14 protein-coding genes are annotated in these 18,978 nt (G+C 71.6%); 7 read left to right on the plus strand and 7 right to left on the minus strand.

Features of this window, described 5'->3' with window-relative positions; genetic code table 11:
* The first annotated feature begins 18 nt into the window (after positions 1 to 18).
* Positions 19 to 2,163: an AIPR family protein gene (locus tag AB0I68_RS07050; protein WP_363176186.1), complete on the plus strand. Its 2,145-nt coding sequence runs from the start codon at positions 19 to 21 to the stop codon at positions 2,161 to 2,163.
* Complete coding sequence (locus AB0I68_RS07055) at positions 2,153 to 3,517, plus strand: serine/threonine-protein kinase (RefSeq protein WP_363176187.1); 1,365 nt, start codon at positions 2,153 to 2,155, stop codon at positions 3,515 to 3,517. The genes AB0I68_RS07050 and AB0I68_RS07055 overlap by 11 nt, the downstream gene beginning before the upstream one ends.
* Before the next feature lie 43 nt (positions 3,518 to 3,560).
* Here the strand turns inward: AB0I68_RS07055 and AB0I68_RS07060 are convergent, their stop codons facing one another.
* The 5 genes from AB0I68_RS07060 to AB0I68_RS07080 form a co-directional block, all read right to left on the minus strand.
* Complete coding sequence (locus tag AB0I68_RS07060; RefSeq protein ID WP_363176188.1) at positions 3,561 to 6,584, minus strand: glycoside hydrolase family 38 C-terminal domain-containing protein; 3,024 nt, start codon at positions 6,582 to 6,584, stop codon at positions 3,561 to 3,563.
* Between the two features lie 56 nt (positions 6,585 to 6,640).
* A complete protein-coding gene (locus AB0I68_RS07065; protein ID WP_363176189.1) occupies positions 6,641 to 7,540 on the minus strand; it encodes a carbohydrate ABC transporter permease in 900 nt (299 codons plus the stop codon).
* Entirely contained in the window at positions 7,537 to 8,430 is an 894-nt protein-coding gene (locus AB0I68_RS07070; RefSeq protein ID WP_363176429.1) for a sugar ABC transporter permease, read from the minus strand. The genes AB0I68_RS07065 and AB0I68_RS07070 overlap by 4 nt, the downstream gene beginning before the upstream one ends.
* A 134-nt stretch (positions 8,431 to 8,564) precedes the next feature.
* Positions 8,565 to 9,899 (minus strand): sugar ABC transporter substrate-binding protein, encoded by a 1,335-nt coding sequence (locus AB0I68_RS07075; RefSeq protein WP_363176190.1) that lies wholly within the window; start codon positions 9,897 to 9,899, stop codon positions 8,565 to 8,567.
* A 419-nt stretch (positions 9,900 to 10,318) separates the two neighbouring features.
* Complete coding sequence (locus AB0I68_RS07080; protein WP_363176191.1) at positions 10,319 to 10,684, minus strand: hypothetical protein; 366 nt, start codon at positions 10,682 to 10,684, stop codon at positions 10,319 to 10,321.
* A 176-nt stretch (positions 10,685 to 10,860) separates the two neighbouring features.
* On the opposite strand from AB0I68_RS07080, the gene AB0I68_RS07085 reads away from it, so the two are divergent.
* Positions 10,861 to 11,169: a universal stress protein gene (locus AB0I68_RS07085; RefSeq protein ID WP_363176192.1), complete on the plus strand. Its 309-nt coding sequence runs from the start codon at positions 10,861 to 10,863 to the stop codon at positions 11,167 to 11,169.
* Positions 11,170 to 11,196: 27 nt separating this feature from the next.
* Here AB0I68_RS07085 and AB0I68_RS07090 read toward each other — a convergent pair whose 3' ends face one another.
* Complete coding sequence (locus AB0I68_RS07090; RefSeq protein ID WP_363176193.1) at positions 11,197 to 12,132, minus strand: serine/threonine dehydratase; 936 nt, start codon at positions 12,130 to 12,132, stop codon at positions 11,197 to 11,199.
* Between the two features lie 14 nt (positions 12,133 to 12,146).
* A complete protein-coding gene (locus AB0I68_RS07095) occupies positions 12,147 to 12,791 on the minus strand; it encodes a TetR/AcrR family transcriptional regulator (protein ID WP_363176195.1) in 645 nt (214 codons plus the stop codon).
* A gap of 224 nt (positions 12,792 to 13,015) precedes the next feature.
* Between AB0I68_RS07095 and AB0I68_RS07100 the strand changes: the two genes are divergently transcribed.
* The 4 genes from AB0I68_RS07100 to AB0I68_RS07115 all read left to right on the plus strand — a co-directional run bounded on the left by AB0I68_RS07100 (position 13,016) and on the right by AB0I68_RS07115 (position 18,889).
* Complete coding sequence (locus tag AB0I68_RS07100) at positions 13,016 to 14,698, plus strand: ricin-type beta-trefoil lectin domain protein (protein WP_363176196.1); 1,683 nt, start codon at positions 13,016 to 13,018, stop codon at positions 14,696 to 14,698.
* A gap of 274 nt (positions 14,699 to 14,972) precedes the next feature.
* Positions 14,973 to 17,279, plus strand: a complete 2,307-nt coding sequence (locus AB0I68_RS07105; RefSeq protein WP_363176197.1) for an alpha-N-acetylglucosaminidase — start codon at positions 14,973 to 14,975, stop codon at positions 17,277 to 17,279.
* Between the two features lie 223 nt (positions 17,280 to 17,502).
* Positions 17,503 to 17,862: a hypothetical protein gene (locus AB0I68_RS07110; protein WP_363176198.1), complete on the plus strand. Its 360-nt coding sequence runs from the start codon at positions 17,503 to 17,505 to the stop codon at positions 17,860 to 17,862.
* Positions 17,855 to 18,889: a polyprenyl synthetase family protein gene (locus AB0I68_RS07115; protein ID WP_363176199.1), complete on the plus strand. Its 1,035-nt coding sequence runs from the start codon at positions 17,855 to 17,857 to the stop codon at positions 18,887 to 18,889. Before AB0I68_RS07110 ends, AB0I68_RS07115 begins: the two co-directional genes overlap by 8 nt.
* Positions 18,890 to 18,978: the final 89 nt, after the last annotated feature.

Genomic DNA, 18,978 nt, shown 5'->3' on the forward strand with positions numbered 1-18,978 from the left:
GACAGCGGAGAACCTGCCATGAACGACGGCCCGACGACTGACGGCCCACAGATCCGGTTCATCAGGGACGCGCTGAACCGCGAGTTCAGCGGCCTCATCGATCTGAGCGACTGCGACACCCGCCCCGAGGCACACCGCGAGCACGTTTTCCTCTCGCGCGCGCTCGCGGCACGGGCCGCACGGCTGCTGGCCGACGTCGACTCGGCCGAAGCCGCCGATTGCGTCATCGACGGTTTCGACGATCGGGGCATCGACGCCATCGCCTTCTCCCGCGAAACACCCGAGATCTGGCTGATCCACGCCAAGTGGAGCGACCGGGGTAGGGCTCGACTCACCACCGCCGACATCCTGAAGCTGATCGACGGGCTCAACCAGCTGACCGAGCTGCGGTACGACAAATTCAACCATCGGTTCCAGCGTCTGAGCGGGCGGGTCGCAGAGGTCCTCACCTCACCCCGCTGCAAGATCCATCTCGTGGTCGCCGTGGCGGGCGACGGCCACTTGGCTCCCGACGTCGCGTCGCTCCTCGACAGTGCGATGCTCTCGTACAACTACGTCGCAGAGGTGGTCGACGCACGGGTACTCGGCACCGCGGACTTCCATTCCGCAATTCTCAGCGATACGAGTCCTCCACCGATCGATCTTTCCCTGACCTTCACCGGCGGCTTCCACCTGGCCTCAATGCCGCACGCCTCGTACACGGGTATGGCCTCGGCCGTCGACCCCGCCGACTGGCACGAGCGATTCGGGGCCAGGCTCTACGAGCACAACATCCGGCGCTACCTGGGCCCGACCACGGTCAACCACGCCATCAGCACGACCCTGGCCGATGATCCTCAGTCCTTCGGGTACCTCAACAACGGCATCACGGTGCTGTGCGACTCCGTGAGCGCCTCCCCTCTCATCTCCAGCCGCCGGCCCGCCCTGCTTACTCTGCACAACGCTCGCGTCGTCAACGGCGCACAGACGATCGCCTCGATCGCCCACGTTCATCAGAACGCCCCGGAAGCCGTGGCGCAGGCGAGCGTGCTCGTCCGGGTCATCCGCGTCAGTGAGGCCGACGAGGGCATGGCCGCGCGCATCACGGCGGCCGGTCATGCGCAGAACCGTGTGGACTCCCGTGACTTCATCGCTCTCGACTCCCAGCAAGCTTTGATCCGGGCGGACTTCCTGGTGTCCCTCGGGAAGGATTACGTGTACCGGCGCGGGGCGCTCGCACCGGTGGGCGACGCCGGATGCACCGTGGTCGAGGCCGCGACAGCCCTGGCCTGTGCCGATCCTGACCCTGACCTGGTCGCCAGGCTCCGGGGCGACAGCTCGTCCCTCTGGGATCCGGCACCCGATGGCGGATACGCGCGGCTCTTCGAACCCCGCCCGTCGGCGCGGGAGATCTGGCACGCGGTCCAGCTGGTGCGCAAGGTGAACGAGACGCTGCACGCGTTGGCTGCCGGTCTCGAAGGCCGTGCCGCCGCAGTCTCCGATCGTGGGAGTCTCCTGGTCGCCCATCTCGTGTTCCGCGCGTGCGAAACGCAGGACGCGGTCGAGCCTGGCACCGACTGGGAGGCGAGGCTGGCCTCCGTACCGGAACTCACCCGTCGGCTCCTGTCGCACCTCGCCTCCGTGGTTGACGCGGAGTTCGGCCACCGCACCCTCCTGAACAGTGTGTTCGCCAGTCCGCAACGGTGCCGGCATCTCGCGGCCGCTGTCCTGAGCTCCCTCCGGACAAGCCAGGACCCGCTTCCCGAATCACGGAGCGGTTATTCGCGCCCCCTTCGTCGGCCGAACAGCGTGCACCTCCTGGTGGACCACGCGCGGATCTCCGACGGCACCCAGATCGTCTACCGCCCCGGTCCAGCGGAGGAGTCCGCCTTGGGGTCGTGGCTCAACGCCGACCCGCGCCGCTTCCTCGCCACTTGGGTGAACGACCGGAAGCGCCCGCTGGTCTGGGCCGCCGATGGCAAGCAGTACTCCCCCTCCCGCCTGGTGCTGCTCATCTGGGAGCAGGCCGGACGGGAGGGGGCCCCGGTGGCCGTGGCCGGGACTCGCCACTGGCTGCTCCCCGGTGAAGGCACCCTGGACGAGCTCGCGCGCGAGCTCTTCGAGATCGCGCAGGCCTCGGAAGTCCCCGAGAGTTCCGAGACGGACGAACGCGATGACCGCTGACTTCCGCGTGCTGGACGGTCGGTACCAGCTCCGATACCAGATCGGGCACGGTGCCATGGGGCAGGTCTGGCACTGCTACGACCTGGAGCTGGAGCGGCACGTCGCGCTCAAGACCATCCACGGCGCGCGCCTCGCCTCCGGCTCCCGGAGCGCGGAGGAGCACATGCTGAGAGAGCGCTTCCGCCGCGAGGCCCGCCTGATCGCCCGGCTCGACCACCCCGGCATCCCCGCCGTCTACGACGCCCGGCTGGGCCCCGACATGGCGAACCCCTACATCGTGATGGAACTCGTACCCGGGGAGGACCTCGAACGCGTCCTGCGCGGCGGTCGCCGGTTCTCCGTGACGGAGGCCGTTCACGTCGCTGCCCGGATCAGCGAGGTCCTGGCCCACCTCCACTCCGAGGGTGTCGTCCACCGCGATCTGAAGCCGGCGAACATCATGGTCACCGGGCACGCGGACGTGAAGGTGATCGACCTGGGAGTGGCCGCCATGCCGGGGGCGGCCCAGGTGCGGCTGACCGAGGCCGGCCAACTGCTCGGCACCTGTACCTATATGTCGCCCGAGCAGTTCGACGCACCCAGTCTCGTCACCGAGCACAGCGACCTCTACGCCCTGGGCTGCATGCTGTACGAACTGCTGGCAGGCGAACCTCCCTTCACCGGCCCTCCCATGGCCCTGATGAGGGGACACTGCGACCATGCCCCGAAGCCGTTGGGGGACCGGTGTCCGGACATCGACCCGGCACTCGATCAGCTCGTGATGGAGTGCCTTGCCAAGCCGCCCGGAAGGCGTCCCGCGTCAGCTCACGCCCTGAGGCAGCGGCTCGAACACGTCCTCAACGCACACGCTGCGAACGGACAGCGGTCCGCCGCCCCGATCCCGGTCTCCGGTCGGACTCCCGACCCGGTTCCGACCAGCGAAGCGACGGTCACGCTCCCTGTGGTCAAGGCGGCCCATGCGCTCGCCCTCTACGAAGACGGACGGTTCGAGGCGGCCCTGCCCGAGTACCTGTCACTGGCGGAGGAATGGGCCTCCGCCGGGGATGAGGTCCGTGCCGCCGACTGCCGATCGAGGGCGGCTCACTGCCTCATGCGGCTGGACCGGGTCGAGCAGGCTCTCCATGTCTTCTCGGCGCTCATTGCACACCTGGTTCCGTCGCGCCCCTCGGACGACCTTCTGCTGCTCGATACTCAGCTCCAGGTCGCGCTGCTCCTGGAACGGTCCGGACAGAGCCAGCGGGCTCTCGCAGCACTGGCGCACCTGTATCCCACTCTCTTGGACGTGCTCGGCAGTGAGGCTCCCCCGACCGCCGAGGCGCACCGCGCGCTCGTCCGCATCCGACGGACCGGCTGAGTGGAGGTGGGGAGGGGTTACAGCGGCCCCTCCCCACTGGCCGTCAGGTGCGGTGCAGGCGGACCGTGACGATCTGGAACGGGCGCAGGGTGAGGGCGACCGTGCCGTCGGCCGCCCGGGCTCCCACCGCCGATCCCTCCAGCGGGCGTTCCAGGAGGTCGCTCTCGATCGCCGCCGAGAGCGGGAAGTCCGCCGTCAGGACGGCCGTCGCGCGGCCCCCGCGGGACTCGTAGAGGCGGACGACCACGTCGCCGCTGCGGTCCTCGGCCAGCTTGACCGCCTCGACCACCACCGCGTCGTTGTCCACCGCGACCAGCGGGGCGACCGGGCCCGCGCCGGGCACCACCCGCTCCGGCAGGTTGAGCGCGTGGCCCTCGCGCACGGCGTCCGCGATCTCCGCGCCCGGCGCGAGCGAGAACCGCAGGGTGTGGGCGCCCTGGTCGGTCTCCGGGTCGGGATAGCGCGGGGCCCGCAGGAGGGACAGGCGGACCGTGGTGGTCTGGCCCCCGTCCGGCCGCACGTCGCGGGTCACGTCATGGCCGTACGTGGAGTCGTTGAGGACCGCGGTACCCCACCCCGGCTCCTCCACGTGGATCCACCGGTGCGCGCAGATCTCGAACTTGGCGGCCTCCCACGAGGTGTTGGTGTGGGTGGCCCGGTGGACGTGCCCGAACTGGGTCTCCGAGGCGGACCGTTCGGCCTTCACGTCCAGCGGGAAGGCCGCCTTCAGGAACTTCTCCGTCTCGTGCCAGTCCACCTCCGTCACCAGGTCCACCGTCTTGGCCCCCGCCCGCAGGGTGATCGACTGGACTGCCGTGGAGCGGCCGAAGGAGCGGGTGACCCGGACCGTCACCGCGTCCGGGTCCGCCTGCGTCACCTCCAGCGCGTCCAGCTCCACCAGGTCGGTGACGCTGTTGCGGTAGAACGCGTCGATGTCCCACGCGTCCCACATGTTCGGGAAGTCGGGGTGGATCTGGAGCAGGTTCGCGGCCTGCCCCGGGGCCACCGCCTCCCGGCGCGCCTCCAGGTCGTACGCCGACACGATCAGCCCGCGGCCGTCGATCTCCACCAGCAGCCGCCCGTTGGCGAGGACGTGTCCGCCGCCGTGCCGCTCCTCCACGGTGACGGGCTGCCCTGCCTCCTCCGGGAGGCCCGCGCCGCCCGCCGGGATGCCGCGCCTGGCGTGCGGGGCGCAGTTGAAGACCAGCTCGGCGGTCCCCTCCCCCGCCAGGGCCAGCTGCGCGGCCAGGGTGATCCCGCGCAGCTCCTCGCGTACCTTGGCATACGTCGCGCGCGCCTCGCGGTGCACCCAGGCGATGGACGATCCCGGCAGGATGTCGTGGAACTGGTGGAGCAGCACGGTCTTCCAGATCCGCTCCATGTCCTCGTACGGGTACCCGTACCCCGGCACCCGGACCGCGGCGGTGGCCGCCCACAACTCGGCCTCGCGCAGCAGCGATTCGCTGTGCCGGTTGCCCTGCTTGGTCTTGGCCTGCGAGGTGTAGGTGCCGCGGTGCAGCTCCAGGTACAGCTCGCCGGCCCAGACGGGCGCGTCCGCGTACTCGGCCTGCGCCTTCTCGAAGAACGCGTCGGGCCGCTCGATCTCGACGCGCGGGGAGCCTTCGAGGTCCCGCTGCCGCCTGGCCCGGGCCAGGTGCTCGCGAGTGGGGCCGCCGCCGCCGTCGCCCCAGCCGAAGGGCGCCAGGGAGCGCGAACCGCGGCCCTTTTCACGGTAGTTGCGGGCTGCGTGGGCCAGCTGGGCGCCGCCGAGGTCGCTGTTGTAGGTGTCGACGGGCGGGAAGTGGGTGAAGACGCGGGTGCCGTCGATGCCCTCCCACCAGAAGGTGTGGTGGGGGAACTTGTTCACCTGCGACCAGGAGATCTTCTGCGTCAGGAACCACTTCGAACCGGAGAGCTTGACGATCTGCGGCATCGCGGCGGTGTACCCGAAGGAGTCGGGCAGCCAGACGTTGTGGGTCTCGATGCCGAACTCGTCCAGGAAGAACTTCTTCCCGTACAGGAACTGCCGGGCCATCGCCTCGCCGCCGACCATGTTGGTGTCGGACTCCACCCACATGCCGCCGACCGGCACGAACTGGCCGTCCACGATCTTCTTCTTGACCCGCTCGAAGAGCTCGGGCCGGTGCGTCTTGATCCAGTCCAGCTGCTGCGCCTGCGACATGGCGAAGACGAACTCGGGGTGCCCGTCCATCAGGTTGACCATGTTGGACGCGGTGCGGGAGACCTTGCGGACCGTCTCGCGCAGCGGCCACAGCCAGGCGGAGTCGATGTGGGCGTGGCCGACCGCGCTGATCCGGTGCGCGGAGGTATGGGCGGGGGCGGCGAGCACCCCGGCGAGCCGCGCGCGGGCGGCGGCCGCCGTCCCGGGGACGTCGCCCGGGTCCACCGCGTCGAGGGCCGCGTCGAGGGCGCGCAGGATGTCGTACCGCCGGGCGTCGGCCTCGCCGAGCTGCATCATCAGGTCGTAGAGGACCTCCAGATCCTGGACGAGTTCCCAGACCTCGGTCTCGAAGACGGCGAGGTCCATCCGGGCGAGCCGGTAGAGGGGCTGGTCGCCGCTGGTCAGCCGGTCACCCTCGTACGTCGCGCGGTGGTCGACCAGGACGGGGTTGGAGGCGGCTTCGACGTACCACTCGACCTGCTCGCCGCCCGCCGCGGAGTCGGCGACGCGCACCCAGTCGTTGTACGGGTTGAGCGCCTTGACCTCGCCCCCGTCGGCGCGGTGGACGAGTCCTTCGCACTGGAAGCCGGGCATCATCCGGTCGAAGCCGAGATCGAGGACGGCCTCGACCGTACGGCCCGCCCAGTCGGCCGGGACGGTGCCGGTGACCTTGAACCAGGTGGTGCCCCAGGCCGGGCCCCACGGCTCGCCGATCGCGCACGGCTCGTACGGGGCCGTCAGGCCGTCGGTGACCGGCACGGGCTCGCCGGGGGCCTCCCAGCGCCCGATCGCCAGCGGGACCGGTCGGGAGTGGACGGCGGGCTTGATGCGCTCCTTGAGGACCCGGCGCAGGCGGTGTTCGGTGATGCTGCGGTCGTCGTGCATGACGGCTGCTCCAAAGGAGAGAGGTCGTGTGACGGGCGGGAGGAGGGGCGGGCGGATCAGGTCTTGACGGCTCCCTCGCCCACTCCCCTGAAGAAGAAACGCTGGAGGGCGAAGAAGAGCAGCATCATCGGGAGGAGCGCCGCCATCGCGCCGGCGGCGATGATCCGCTGGTCGTTGGTCGTGGTGGCGCCGGCCAGGCTCTTCAGGCCGAGCTGGAGCGTGTAGTGGTCGCTGTTGGTGAGCACGAGCAGGGGCCACAGGAAGTCGTCCCAGGCGCCCATGAAGCTGGTGATGCAGACGACGGCCAGGGCCCCCTTGGCTGCGGGGAGGAAGAGCCGGGTGAACCGGGTCCATTCGTTCGCGCCGTCCAGGACGGCGGACTCCTCCACCTCCTTGGGTACGGCGAGGAAGGCCGAGCGCATGATCATGATGTTGAGGACGGAGACGGCGCCGGGGAGCCACACGCCGATGAGGGTGTCGACCAGGCCCATCTCGCGGACGGTCAGGAACATCGAGATCATCACGGACTCGAAGGGGAACATGAGGGTGGCCACCAGCACCGTGAAGACGGTCTTGCGGCCCTTCCACGCGGCCCGGGAGAGGGCGTACCCGCCCATCGCGGCGAACAGCATGTTCGAGGTGATGGCGAGGACGGCCACCACCAGGGTGTTGCCGACGTATTGGAGCAGCGGGAACGAGTCGGCGACCAGGAGGTAGTTGTCGAGGGTGGGCCGCGACGGCAGCACGCCGTCGTACACGTTCTCGGTGCGGCCTCGGATCGAGGTCAGGAACTGCCAGACGATCGGCCCGAGCATCACCACGAGCATCAGGACCAGCGTGGCGTAGCGGGCGGCGAGCCCGATCCGGCGGCGCCTGCGGTCGGCGCCGGTGCGTGCAGCCGTGCGTGCCGGGGTGCGTGCCGGGGTGCGTGCCGGGGTGCGTGGCGCGGTGCTCAACTCTCGTCCCCCTTCGACAGGCGCCGGCCCAGCAGGCTGAAGACCAGCGTCAGCAGGAACAGCAGGATCGAGAGGGCGGAGGCGTAGCCGGTCTCGCCGGAGAACCCGAGGCCGACCTGCCGGATGAGGAAGGGCAGGGTGCGGGCCCCGCCGCCGGGGCCGCCGCTCTCACCGCCGAGGATGTAGATCTCGGTGAAGACGCGCAGCGCGGAGATGGCGGAGAGCGTGCCGACCAGCAGCATCATCGGCTTCACCTGGGGGACGGTGATGCTGAAGAAGCGGCGGACGGGGCCGGCGCCGTCGAGGGCGGCCGCCTCGTGGAGGGAGGCCGGCACGTTCCCGAGGGCGGCCAGGTAGAACACCATGTAGTAGCCGAGCCCCTTCCACACGGTCACGATCATCGCGGAGACCAGCAGCATGGTGCTGTCGGTCAGGAACGGGATCGGCTCCGAGACGATGCTCAGCTTCCGGAACACGGTGTTGACGAGCCCGTCGCTGCGCAGCACCCACTGCCAGATCAGGCCGACTACCACGGCCGAGGCGATCACCGGCGTGTAGAAGGCGGAGCGGAAGAACCCGATGCCGGGGATCTTCGCCTGCACCAGTACGGCGAGGGCCAGCGGGAGGAGGACCAAGCACGGTACGACGACCACCAGGTACAGCACGCTGTTGCCGGTGGCGACCCAGAAGTCCGGGTCCGCGAAGGCGCGGGTGTAGTTGTCGAAGCCGACGAAGGTGCCGCCGCGCAGGATCTGGGCGTCGGTGAAGGACAGGATGACGGTGTTGACGAACGGCCAGAGGCTGAACAGCGCCACCATCACCAGGCCGGGGGCGAGGAAGAGGTAGGGGGTCCACCACCTGCGGTGGCTCAGCCCGGTCTCGGCCTCCATGGCCGCCAGGGCCTTGCGGCGCCGTCTGCGGGCCGCCCGGTCGGCGGGAAGGGCGGGGGCGGCGGCAGTGGGGTCGGCGGGGTCGGCAGGTGTCCCGACGCGGTCTCCCGGTTCCACGGCGCATGCGGCGCGCCTCATTTCCGGGCCGACTTGGCGAGCAGCTGGTTCGCCTCCTCCTGGGCCTTGCGTACGGCCGTCTTCGGATCCTGCTCGCCCTGGATCGCCTTCTGCATCTCGCGGACGACCGCGTCGCCCACCTGGTTGGTCCACTGGACCGGGGTGTTGGCATCGAGTGCGGCGCTCTTCAGCTGCTCGGCGCCGACCGCGCGGGCCACCGTCTCGGCGTCCTTGCCGTCGCCCCGGTCCGCGAAGCGCGGATCGGCCAGGCCCTGGGCGTTGGACGGGTAGATGGTCGCGTTCTTGGAGAACTCCACCTGGTTGGGCCCGTTGGTGACCCACTTGGCGAACTCGGTCGCCGCGTCGAGGTGTTTGGTGTCCTTCTTGATGCCGAGCGACTGGGCGTAGATGCCGATGTGGCCGAGCGTGCCGGTGACGGCCCCCGCGACCTGGGTGCCTGCGTAGATCTGCGGGGCGTTCTGCTTGATGTCCTTGACGAAGCCCGGGGAACCGGGGCCGAAGACGAGCTTGCCGCCGCCGTAGAGCTGGTTGATGTCGTCGGCCTTGAGGAGGGACTCCCTGGGCATGGCGCCCTTGGCGTACAGGTCCTTCATCCGTTCGACCCATTCGACGGCCTTGGGGGTGTCGAAGGCGAACCGGTCCTGCTTCTCGTTCAGGATCGGTACGCCCATCTTCTGCCAGTCGCCGGGCAGCCTTCCCTTGGGGTCGGCCATGAAGGCGGAGTACCGGCCGCCCGACGCGGCGGCGATCTTGTCGGCGTAGTCGAAGAACTGCTCAACGCTGGTCGGCGGCTTCGCCGGGTCCAGGCCGGACTTCTCGAAGAGCTCCTTGTTGTACGTGAGGATCTCCGGGGTCACGTACCAGGGGTACGCGTACACGCCGTCGCCCTTGCCGGGGAGCTTGAACTGCTGCCAGGAACCGGGGACGTAGTCCTTGGCGACCTCGGGGTCGAGCCCCGCGACGTCGGCGAGCAGGCCGCGGTCGCCGAGGAGCTGGAAGGAGTCGGTGGAGAGGTTGACCACGTCGGGGAGGGCGCCGGCCTGGGCGTCGGCGACGAGCTTCTCGTTGTAGCCGTCGCCGGGGACGTCCTCCCATCTGACCTTGGCCTCGGGGTACTTCTCCTCGAAGGCCTGGATGACGCCCTGGACGTACGCCGTGAACTTGGGCTTGAGCTGGAGGGTGCGGAAGGTGATCTCACCGGCCACCTTGCCGGTCTTCCTGGCCTCGGGCACCTCTGCGGCGCCACCGCTCACTCCGCAGGCGGAGACCGAGAGGAGCGTGCCGGCCACGAGCGTGCCGATGGCTGTACGGGTCGCGTTCGAACGGGTCATCGTCGCCACCTTCAGGGGGAGTTCCGGCCTCACTGCCGGAGCGCGCAGCCCACGCTGACCCCACATCGCGATTGCGTCAATGCGGCCGAAGTCCCGATGGGCGGGTACCCGTACGTTCCGCATCACCGCGGTGGGTGCGAAGGCAGACGAAAGTCGCCCAGTCAATACCGCAATGACCTGCACTAATGCGCTTTAGTAATTAACCGATCCGAGGCGATATCGATTCCATAACAAACCTGGCCCGGAGTCGGATGTTGACTTCTTATGTGCGGTTCGAGAAGCCTCCGCACTAATGCGGTTTACCTGGCGCGTTCCGCCAAAGCCCCGTTGCGCACCGGGCGTTCGAACGGCCGGTTCCCGGACGGTCTGCACAGGCCCCGGCCGGGACCGGGCCCGGGCGTGGGCCTGGGCCCGGACTGTCACTTCATGCGGTACTCGACCTTCTCCGCGAGCTTGCCGTCCTTGAAGCAGAAGCGGAACACGGTTTCATCGCCGCCCTTGCTGTCGGCGGCGGACATGTACCAGGTGCACAGGCTGCCCTCGGGTTCGGCCGGGCCGCCCGACTTCAGGGCGCCCTTGATGAAGCTCTCGCCGGACGGCATCTTGGCGCGGACCGCGTCCTCCGCGTCGCCGACGTTCACCGACTGGTAAACGCCGGGTTCGAGCATGGTCTTGCCGGCGGCGTCGACGACCTTCCCGACGCCGAAGACGAGTGCCGCGACGGCTCCGAGGCCGAGCACCAGCACCACTCCGCAGCCGATCAGACAGCCCTTGCGCTGTGCCACGTCCGTTCCTCCGTACCTTGCCGATCGTCTTGACACCCAGACCTTCGCAAGGGGCGGGGGGCGCGCGCTGTCCTCCAAAGTCTTCGGCGCTCGCAACGATCGTCGTTCGAGGTCAGCCGCCGCGCCGGGGTGTACAGGAGGCAAGGACGATACGGACGAAACGAGAGGAACCCACCGTGAGTGAGACCATCGAGCCTCTGATCGTCGTCGGCGTGGACGGTTCGAACCACTCCAAGGAGGCCCTGCACTGGGCCGTCGCCTCGGCGGCCGGCACCTCGCCCGGCGTCCCCGTCTTCCGCCGGGTCGAACAGGGCTCGCCGGCCCAGGTGTCGGTGGACGCCTCCGAGGAGGCGTGCCCAGCGGTGGTCGGGACCCGGGGCCACGGCGGCTTCAAGGGCGCGCTGCTCGGTTCGGTGAGCCAGCAGGTGGTCCAGTACGCCGGGAGCACCGTGGTCGTGGTGCGCGAGGGCGAGGCCGACGACTGACGGCGGGCCCGCGCCCGCCGCCGGGTGTCACTTCCCGGGCGCCGCCAGGTCCCCGGGGTCGGTGTTCGCGCCGCACAGGATGACGGCCACCCGCTCCCCCAGCGGCTCCGGCGCGCTCCGCAGCGCCGCCAGGGCCGTGGCCGCGCCCGCCTCCACCACGATCCGGTGTTCCTCCCACAGCGCGCGCCGGGCCTCGGTGATCGCCGGGTCCGGGACCAGGACCGACCGGACGTTCTTCTCCTGCGCGGCGGCCAGCGCGGCCGCCGAGACGCGGGTGGCGCCCAGCGAGTCGGCGGCGACCGAGTCCACGGCGACGTCGACGGGCCGGCCCGCCTCCAATGCCGCGTTCAGGGCCCGGCAGTTCTCCGGCTCGGCTGCGATCACCCGTACGCCGTGTGCGCGGGCCGCGGCGGCGACACCGGCGAACAGCCCGCCGCCGCCGACCGCGACGACGACGGCGTCCAGGCCGGGCAGCCCGGCCCGGATCTCGTCCAGCAGGGTGCCGGCGCCCGCCGCGATGAGCGGGTGGTCGTACGCGTGGCTGCTCAGCGCGCCACTGGCCGCCGCGAACTCCTCGCACGCGGCGAGCGCTTCGGCGTACCGGTCGCCGACGAGCCGTACGTCGGCCTCGTAGCCGCGCAGCCGCTCCACCTTCACGCGGGGCGCGTTGGCGGGGAGGAACACGGTGGCGGGGACGGACTGCGCGCGGGCAGCCCAGGCGCAGGCGAGGCCCGCGTTCCCGCCGGAGGCGATGGTGACGCCCGCGTCCGGGAGGGTGCCGGCGTCGCGATGGGCGGCCAGGAAGTTGCGGGCGCCGCGGGCCTTGAACGAGCCGGTGTGCTGGAGGTGCTCCAGCGCGTACCAGACGCCTTCGGCGGCCGGGACGACGGCGACCGGGCGGATCGACCCGGCTATCCGGTCGGCGGCGGCACGTACGGCGGCGTAGTCGAGCTGCTGTTCCATGACGGGGTTCCCCTTCAGGCGGCGGCAGGCCGGTTGGCCTCGATCAGCTGGCGCAGGGCGCCGTAGTACACGTCGTGGTCGGTCAGGGCGGGCAGTACGTCGGCCAGCCCGCCCGAGAGCACGGGAAACCGCTCCGGATCCAGCGCGGCCAGTGCAGCCCGCGAGGCGGCGGTGGCTCCGCCCGGATCCCGGTGGTCGACGAAGGCGGCGCTGCCGAGGGTGAGCAGGTACATGCGGCGGTACGCGGTCATGGCCTCGGCGGCCGTCATCCCGGCGGCCACGCTGTCCGCTAGCGCGGGCTCGACCAGCCGGGCCAGCAGCTGGCGGCCGAGCCAGGGGCGGCCGCCCCGGAGCACCAGCAGCCCGGGGTGTGCGGTGAGCAGCCGGTAGAGGGCGGTGAACCGCAGCTCGGTGGCCTCGGCCCAGCCGGTCCCGGCCGGGATCTCGGGCAGTTGGCCGGCGAGGTGCTCGGTGCACAGGTCGAGCAGTCCGGCGAGGTCCGTGCAGCGGCGCTGGACGGTGGCGTGGGAGACCTCGAGCCGGTCGGCGAGGGCGCGGAAGCTCAGCGCGCCCGGCCCCTCCTCGTCGAGGAGGCGCAGGGCGGCGACGGCGATCGCCTCGGGCGTCGCGCGGTCCAGGGCTGCTGATCTCCTCGGCATGAGATACACCGTATCAGACGGCGGAACATACGGTGTATCCCATGAAAGCCGCCCCGAAAGCCACCCCGGGGGCCGCCCCGATCGTGTGACGTCGACTACGGCCATATTGCTGGTCATTGAGCCATAACCATCGACTTATGTTGACAGCGGGTAGTCGCACCGCTGCACTGAGCGCACTACAGCCAGCCCCGCCGGTACGCCCGCCCCCACGTCAAGGAGTCTCCGTGCCGCCTCGCCTGCGTGCGTCGCTCCCCTGCCTGACCGCGGCCGCCCTGCTCGCCCTCTGTCTCGCACCCGCCCCCGCGACGGCCGAGCCCCACGCGACCTCGGACGCCCCGCTCGCGCTCACCCCGCCCATGGGCTGGAACAACTGGGCGCACTACATGTGCGACATCGACGAGGCCAAGGTGGTCGCGAACGCCGGCGCTCTGGTGTCCACCGGCCTCGCGGCCAAGGGCTACGACACGGTGACCGTCGACGACTGCTGGATGGCCAAGGGCCGGGACGCGGACGGCAACCTGGTCGTCGACACGCAGAAGTTCCCGCACGGCATGGCCTGGCTCGGCGAGCATCTGCACGCCAAGGGCCTGAAGTTCGGCATCTACGAGGACGCCGGCTCCCTCACCTGCGAGCGCTACCCCGGCAGCGGCTCCCCGGACGGCGGCGGCCCTGACCACTACGCCCAGGACGCCCGGCAGTTCGCGTCGTGGAAGGTCGACTACGTCAAGATGGACGGCTGCAACCTGTGGGTGCCGCCCGGAGCGACGAAGGAGCGGGCGTACCGCGACGCGTACGGCGCCGTCGCCGAGGCCCTGCGCACGAGCGGCCGGGACATGGTGCTCTCGGCTTCGGCCCCCGCCTACTTCCAGCAGGGCGAGTGGGGCGGCTCCGACTGGCACAAGGTCCTCGGCTGGGTCGGCGAGACCGGCCAGCTGTGGCGCGAGGGCAAGGACATCAAGGTCTACAACGCGACCGCTCCCCAGACCTCCAGGTGGAGCTCGGTGCTGGGCAACTACGGCTACAACCGCTGGCTCGGCCGGTACGCGGGCCCCGGCAACTGGAACGACCCCGACTTCCTGATCGCGGGCGCTCCCGGGCTCACCGAGGCCGAGAGCCGCAGCCAGGTGGGCCTGTGGGCGATGATGGCGGCCCCGTTCATCCTGTCCTCCGAGGTCTCCAAGCTCACCCCGGCCGGGCTGGCCGCCCTGGGCAACACCGGCCTCATCGCGCTGGACCAGGACCCGATGGGCCGGCAGGGCGCGGTGCTCTCCGCGAACGCCACCTTCGAGGTGCTGGCCCGGCCGCTGGCGAACGGCGACCGCGCCGTCGCCGTGCTCAACCGGTCCGGCAGCGCCCGGGACATCTCCGTACCGCTCTCCGACATCGGGCTGTCCTCCTGCACGGTCGACGCCAAGGACCTGTGGAGCGGCAAGAGCACCGAGGTCTCGACCTCCCTGACCGGGAAGCTGGCCGCGCACGACACCGCGGTCTGGCGGCTCACCCCGCGCGAGGGGTGCGCCGCCGCCGCACCCACCGGGCAGATCACCGGTGACGGCGCCAAGTGCGCCGACGGGGCCAACACCAGCGGAGTCGGTGCCGTGGTCCTGGCTCCGTGCACCGCGGCCGCCGACCAGCGCTGGGTCCTGGGGCCCGGCGCGAGCGTGCGCCTGACCGGGGAGTGCCTGTCGGCTGGCGGGAACGGCCTCGTGGAACTGGCCGACTGCGCGCCCGGGGAGCCGGGCCAGAGATGGACGCACCGCCGGGACGGGGCCCTGGTCGAGGACGTGAGCGGGATGTGCCTGACGGCTCCCGCCGCTGCCGCCACCCCGGATGCCCCGGCCGAGCGGCTGCGGCTGGCCGATTGCGGCGACCACCGGATCGACCAGGCCTGGTCCCTGCCGGTCTGACGGCCCGCCGGGCCCGCCCCGGCCGACGCCCCCGCTCACGGATCGGCCCGCGGGCGGGACCCCGTACGCGGGACGCGGAACCCGGGCCGCAAGCCGCGGGACCCGGCCGTGGACCCCCACGGGGGGGGACCCGGCACGGGGGCGGCCACGGGGCCCGGCCACGGGACCACCCGGCACCCGGCACCCGGCACCCGGCACCCGGCACCCGGCACGGAACCCCAGCCACAGGTCCCGCAGGGGGCCCACATCAGACCACGGATCGGTGACTCATCGGATGACGAACTCCCCACCCCGGCGACGGCGGCGTGCACAGCTGCGCCGCCGGGTCGCCCTTGCCATGCTGCCGGCCCTGCTCTGCGCCGGCTCCCCCGCGCCGGCCGGCGCGGCCGGCGCGGCCGGCGTACGAGGCCCCGCGCCTGCGGCGGTACGGGGCGGCGTGCCCGGCGCGCCGAAGCCCCGGGCCTTCGACGCCGCTCCCGCGCGGGCCGCGCTGGAGCGGCTGCTGCCGCGCCACGCCGCCCAGTTCACCCTCGTACCCGATCCGGCGGCCGGAGCCGACCGGTTCACCGTCTCCGGGCCGGCGGGCGCGATCACCGTCCGCGGATCCACCGGGGCCACCCTGCTCACCGGCGTCGGCTGGTACCTCCAGCACATCGCCGGGGCCGACATCGGCTGGCCCGGCGACAGCATCGGCATGCTGCCCGCGAGACTGCCGGCCGTGCCCGCTCCGGTCACCCGCAGCGCGCTCGTCCCGCACCGGTACGCCCTCAACGACACCGACGACGGCTACTCGGGCGCGTACCGCACCTTCGAACAGCACCAGCGGCAGATCGACCTGCTCGCCCTGCACGGCATCAACGAGGTGTTCGTCCAGGCCGGAGCCGAGTACCCGTACTACCGGGCGCTCCAGGGCTTCGGCTACTCCGCCGCCGAGCTGCGCGCATGGATCCCCGGCCCCGGACACCAGAGCTGGTGGCTGCTGCAGAACCTGAGCGGCTTCGGCGGCCCGGTCTCCGAGCGGCTGATGCGGGAGCGCGCCGAACTCGGCGGGCGGATCGCCGAGCAGCTGCGCGGGCTCGGCATGACCCCGGTGCTGCCCGGCTACTTCGGCACGGTGCCGCCGGAGTTCGCCGCCCGCAACCCGGGCGCGACGACGGTGGCGCAGGGCGACTGGGCGGGCTTCGACCGGCCCGACTGGCTGGATCCGTCCTCGGCGGTGTTCGGAAAGCTGGCCGCCGCGTACTACGCGGAGCAGCGCGCCGTGTTCGGGGACAGCACCATGTACCGGATGAGCCCGCTGCACGAGGGCGGGACGGTGGGCGCCGTCGACGTGAAGGCGGCCGCCGGCGCCGTCCAGTCGGCGCTGCACGCCGCGCACCCGGGCGCGATGTGGGCGGTGCTGGGGTGGCAGGACAGTCCGAAGCGGGAGCTGCTCGCCGGGGTGGACACCTCGAAGCTGCTGATCCTCGACGGACTGTCCGACCGGTACAACCGCCTGGACCGCGAGACGCGCTGGGGCGGGGTCCCGTACGCGATGGGCACGATCTACAACTTCGGCGGGCACACCACGATCGGCGCGAACACCTCGGTGTGGATCGACCGGTTCGGCGCCTGGCGGACCAAGGCCGGCAGCGCGCTGAAGGGCATCGCCTACCTGCCGGAGGCCACCGGCACCAACCCGGCCGCCTTCGACCTGTTCACCGATCTCGCCTGGGAGCCCGGGCCGGTCGACCAGCGCACGTGGTTCGCCGACTTCGCGGGGCGCCGGTACGGGCGGCCCGACAAGGAGGCGGCGGCCGCCTGGGAGGAGCTGCGTACGGGCCCGTACAGCACCTCCTCGGGCCTGTGGTCGGAGTCCCAGGACAGCCTGTTCACCGCCCGGCCGAGCCTGGCCGCGGTGGGGGCGGCGTACTGGAGCCCCAAGTCGATGCGCTACCCGGCCGATTCGGTACGCCGGGCGCTGGAGCACCTGCTCAAGGTGGATCCGGCGCTGCGCGGCTCCAGTGCCTACCGCTTCGACCTGGTGGACACCGCCCGGCAGGCCCTGGCCAACCACTCGCGGGTGCTGCTGCCGAAGATCAAGGCGGCCTACGAGGCCAAGGACCTGACCCGGTTCCGCGAGCTGACCGCACAATGGCGGGACGGGGAGCGGCAGTTGGACGCGGTCACGGGCTCCGACCCGAACTTCCTGCTCGGTGAATGGCTGTCCGCCGCCCGCTCCTGGGGCGCGGACGAGGCCGAGCGGGACCGGTACGAGTACGACGCCCGCTCGATCCTGAGTGTGTGGGGCCGGCGCAGCACCAGCGAGGGCGGCTTCCTGCACGACTACGCGAACCGCGAATGGAGCGGCCTGATCGCGGAGTTGTACGCGCCCCGGTGGGCGGCCTACTTCGAGACGCTCGAGGAGGCGCTGGTCCGGCGGGCGGCGCCCCGGGAGATCGACTGGCATGCCTACGAGGAGGACTGGGCCCGGCGCACCACCCGGCATCCGAGCGGGGCGAACGGCCCGAACGGGGATCCGTACACCCTGGCCACGGCCGTCGCGGCGGCCCTGAAGTCCTCGGAGGGGGCTGCCCGCTGACCGCTTACACCACCCGCGCCGTGGCGGTCGGATCATGCGCTGATCATCACCCGCCCGTGGGAATCCCGGTACTCGCACGAGGGAGAAACCCTCCTGCGGTTCGACGCGCGGGACGGGCACTCGGTTGAATGGACCGGAAACGATCAGGGGCGGCCGTCGGAGCATCCGGCGGCCGCCCCTTCCGACGCCATGACGGCACGACGCCAGCAGGAGTGCACCGAGCATGTCCCAGACCGGACACGAACGGCCCGCGCAGCCAGGGCAGCCAGGGCCGGAGAGCCCCGCGCAGGACGCCCCGCCCACCGGCGACCGCAAGCCCGCCGTGACCCTGGAGCTGCTGACGCTCCTCGCCGCCGGGGTCGCCGATATCGCCCTCGACCAGTTACGGCACTCCGCCGACCGGGCCCAGGACGTACTGCGCCGCCCCGACCTGCGGGACCTGCTCACCGACGGCGTCGTCGAGCTGCGCAAGCGCGGCGAGCTGGCCACCCGCCGGGCGGGTGCGGGAGCGGAGAACCACCTCGAAACCATGGCCCGGCGGGCCGCCGAGCGGGTCGCCGCCGAGGGCCGCCCCCGTGCATGACCACACGGGCTTCAAGGAGCGCATCGACGAGGTGCTGGTCCGGCTGGCCGACGAAGAGGAGCAGGCGCTGCTCGGGCTGCACGTCGAACTCTTTCCGCTGTCCGAGCAGTTGCGCCGCTCGCTGGAGAGCGGGAAGCGGATCCGGGCCGCATACCTGTACTGGGGCTGGCGGGCGGCGGGACAGCCCGACTGCGAGGGCGTGATCCGGGCCGCGGCCGCGATGGAGCTCGTACACGCGGCGGCCTGCACCCACGACGACATCATCGACGACAGCCGGATGCGGCACGGCCGGCTCACCGCGCACGCCGCCTTCGCCGCGGCCGGGCAGCGCTCCACCGCCCTGGCGATGATCCTCGGCGATCTGCTGATGGGGTACGCCGGTCACGTCTTCAGCTCCTGCGGGCTGCCCGGCGCCTACCTGGCCCGGACCGTCCCCCTCTGGTCCACGCTGCTGCGCGAGACGATGGCGGGCGAGTTCCTGGAGGTGCTGCGCACCCGGACGCAGCCGGCCCGGGTGCCGCAGGTGGCCGAGTCGCTGGAGGTGGCCCGCTTCAAGACGGCCAAGTACACCGTCGAGCGGCCGCTGCACCTGGGCGCCACCCTCGGCGGGGGATCCCGCGCCCTGCTGGACGCCTTCACCGCGTACGGGCTCCCGCTCGGCGAGGCCTTCCAGCTGCGCGACGACCTGCTGGGCACCTTCGGCGACCCGGCCAGGACCGGCAAGTCGAACCTGGACGACCTGCGGGACGGCAAACCGACCGCACTGCTCGCCCTGACCGTCGCGGCGGCCGGTGCCGACGACCGGCGGCTGCTCGCCAAGCTGGTCGGCCGGCCCGACCTCGGCGAGGAAGAGGCGGCGGCCGTACGTGAGTTGATCGAGCGCTGCGGAGCACGGCAGCAGGTCGAGGACATGATCCGGGAGCGCATCGCCCGGGCGGTCGGCGCGCTGGACGGCGTACCGATGCCCGCGGAGGCGCGGTCCGCGCTGCGCGAGCTCGCCGGTACCGCAGCCGAGCGCTCGCTGTAGCCGGCCGCAGCCGGCGCCCGGCACCGGCTCCGGCTCCGGCTCCGGCCCCCGCTCCGGCCCGTCCACGCCCCCGCGCCCGCACCCCGCCC

Source organism: Streptomyces sp. NPDC050448 (genome assembly GCF_040655295.1).
GTDB lineage: Bacteria > Actinomycetota > Actinomycetes > Streptomycetales > Streptomycetaceae > Streptomyces.

Bases quoted from the DNA above. Each gene is read 5' to 3' on its own strand.
- AB0I68_RS07050 (WP_363176186.1), top strand. From the start codon at position 19: ATGAACGACGGCCCGACGACTGACGGCCCACAGATCCGGTTCATCAGG.
- AB0I68_RS07055 (WP_363176187.1), top strand. From the start codon at position 2,153: ATGACCGCTGACTTCCGCGTGCTGGACGGTCGGTACCAGCTCCGATAC.
- AB0I68_RS07060 (WP_363176188.1), bottom strand. From the start codon at position 6,584: ATGCACGACGACCGCAGCATCACCGAACACCGCCTGCGCCGGGTCCTC.
- AB0I68_RS07070 (WP_363176429.1), bottom strand. From the start codon at position 8,430: ATGGAGGCCGAGACCGGGCTGAGCCACCGCAGGTGGTGGACCCCCTAC.
- AB0I68_RS07075 (WP_363176190.1), bottom strand. From the start codon at position 9,899: ATGACCCGTTCGAACGCGACCCGTACAGCCATCGGCACGCTCGTGGCC.
- AB0I68_RS07090 (WP_363176193.1), bottom strand. From the start codon at position 12,132: ATGGAACAGCAGCTCGACTACGCCGCCGTACGTGCCGCCGCCGACCGG.
- AB0I68_RS07095 (WP_363176195.1), bottom strand. From the start codon at position 12,791: ATGCCGAGGAGATCAGCAGCCCTGGACCGCGCGACGCCCGAGGCGATC.
- AB0I68_RS07105 (WP_363176197.1), top strand. From the start codon at position 14,973: ATGACGAACTCCCCACCCCGGCGACGGCGGCGTGCACAGCTGCGCCGC.
- AB0I68_RS07110 (WP_363176198.1), top strand. From the start codon at position 17,503: ATGTCCCAGACCGGACACGAACGGCCCGCGCAGCCAGGGCAGCCAGGG.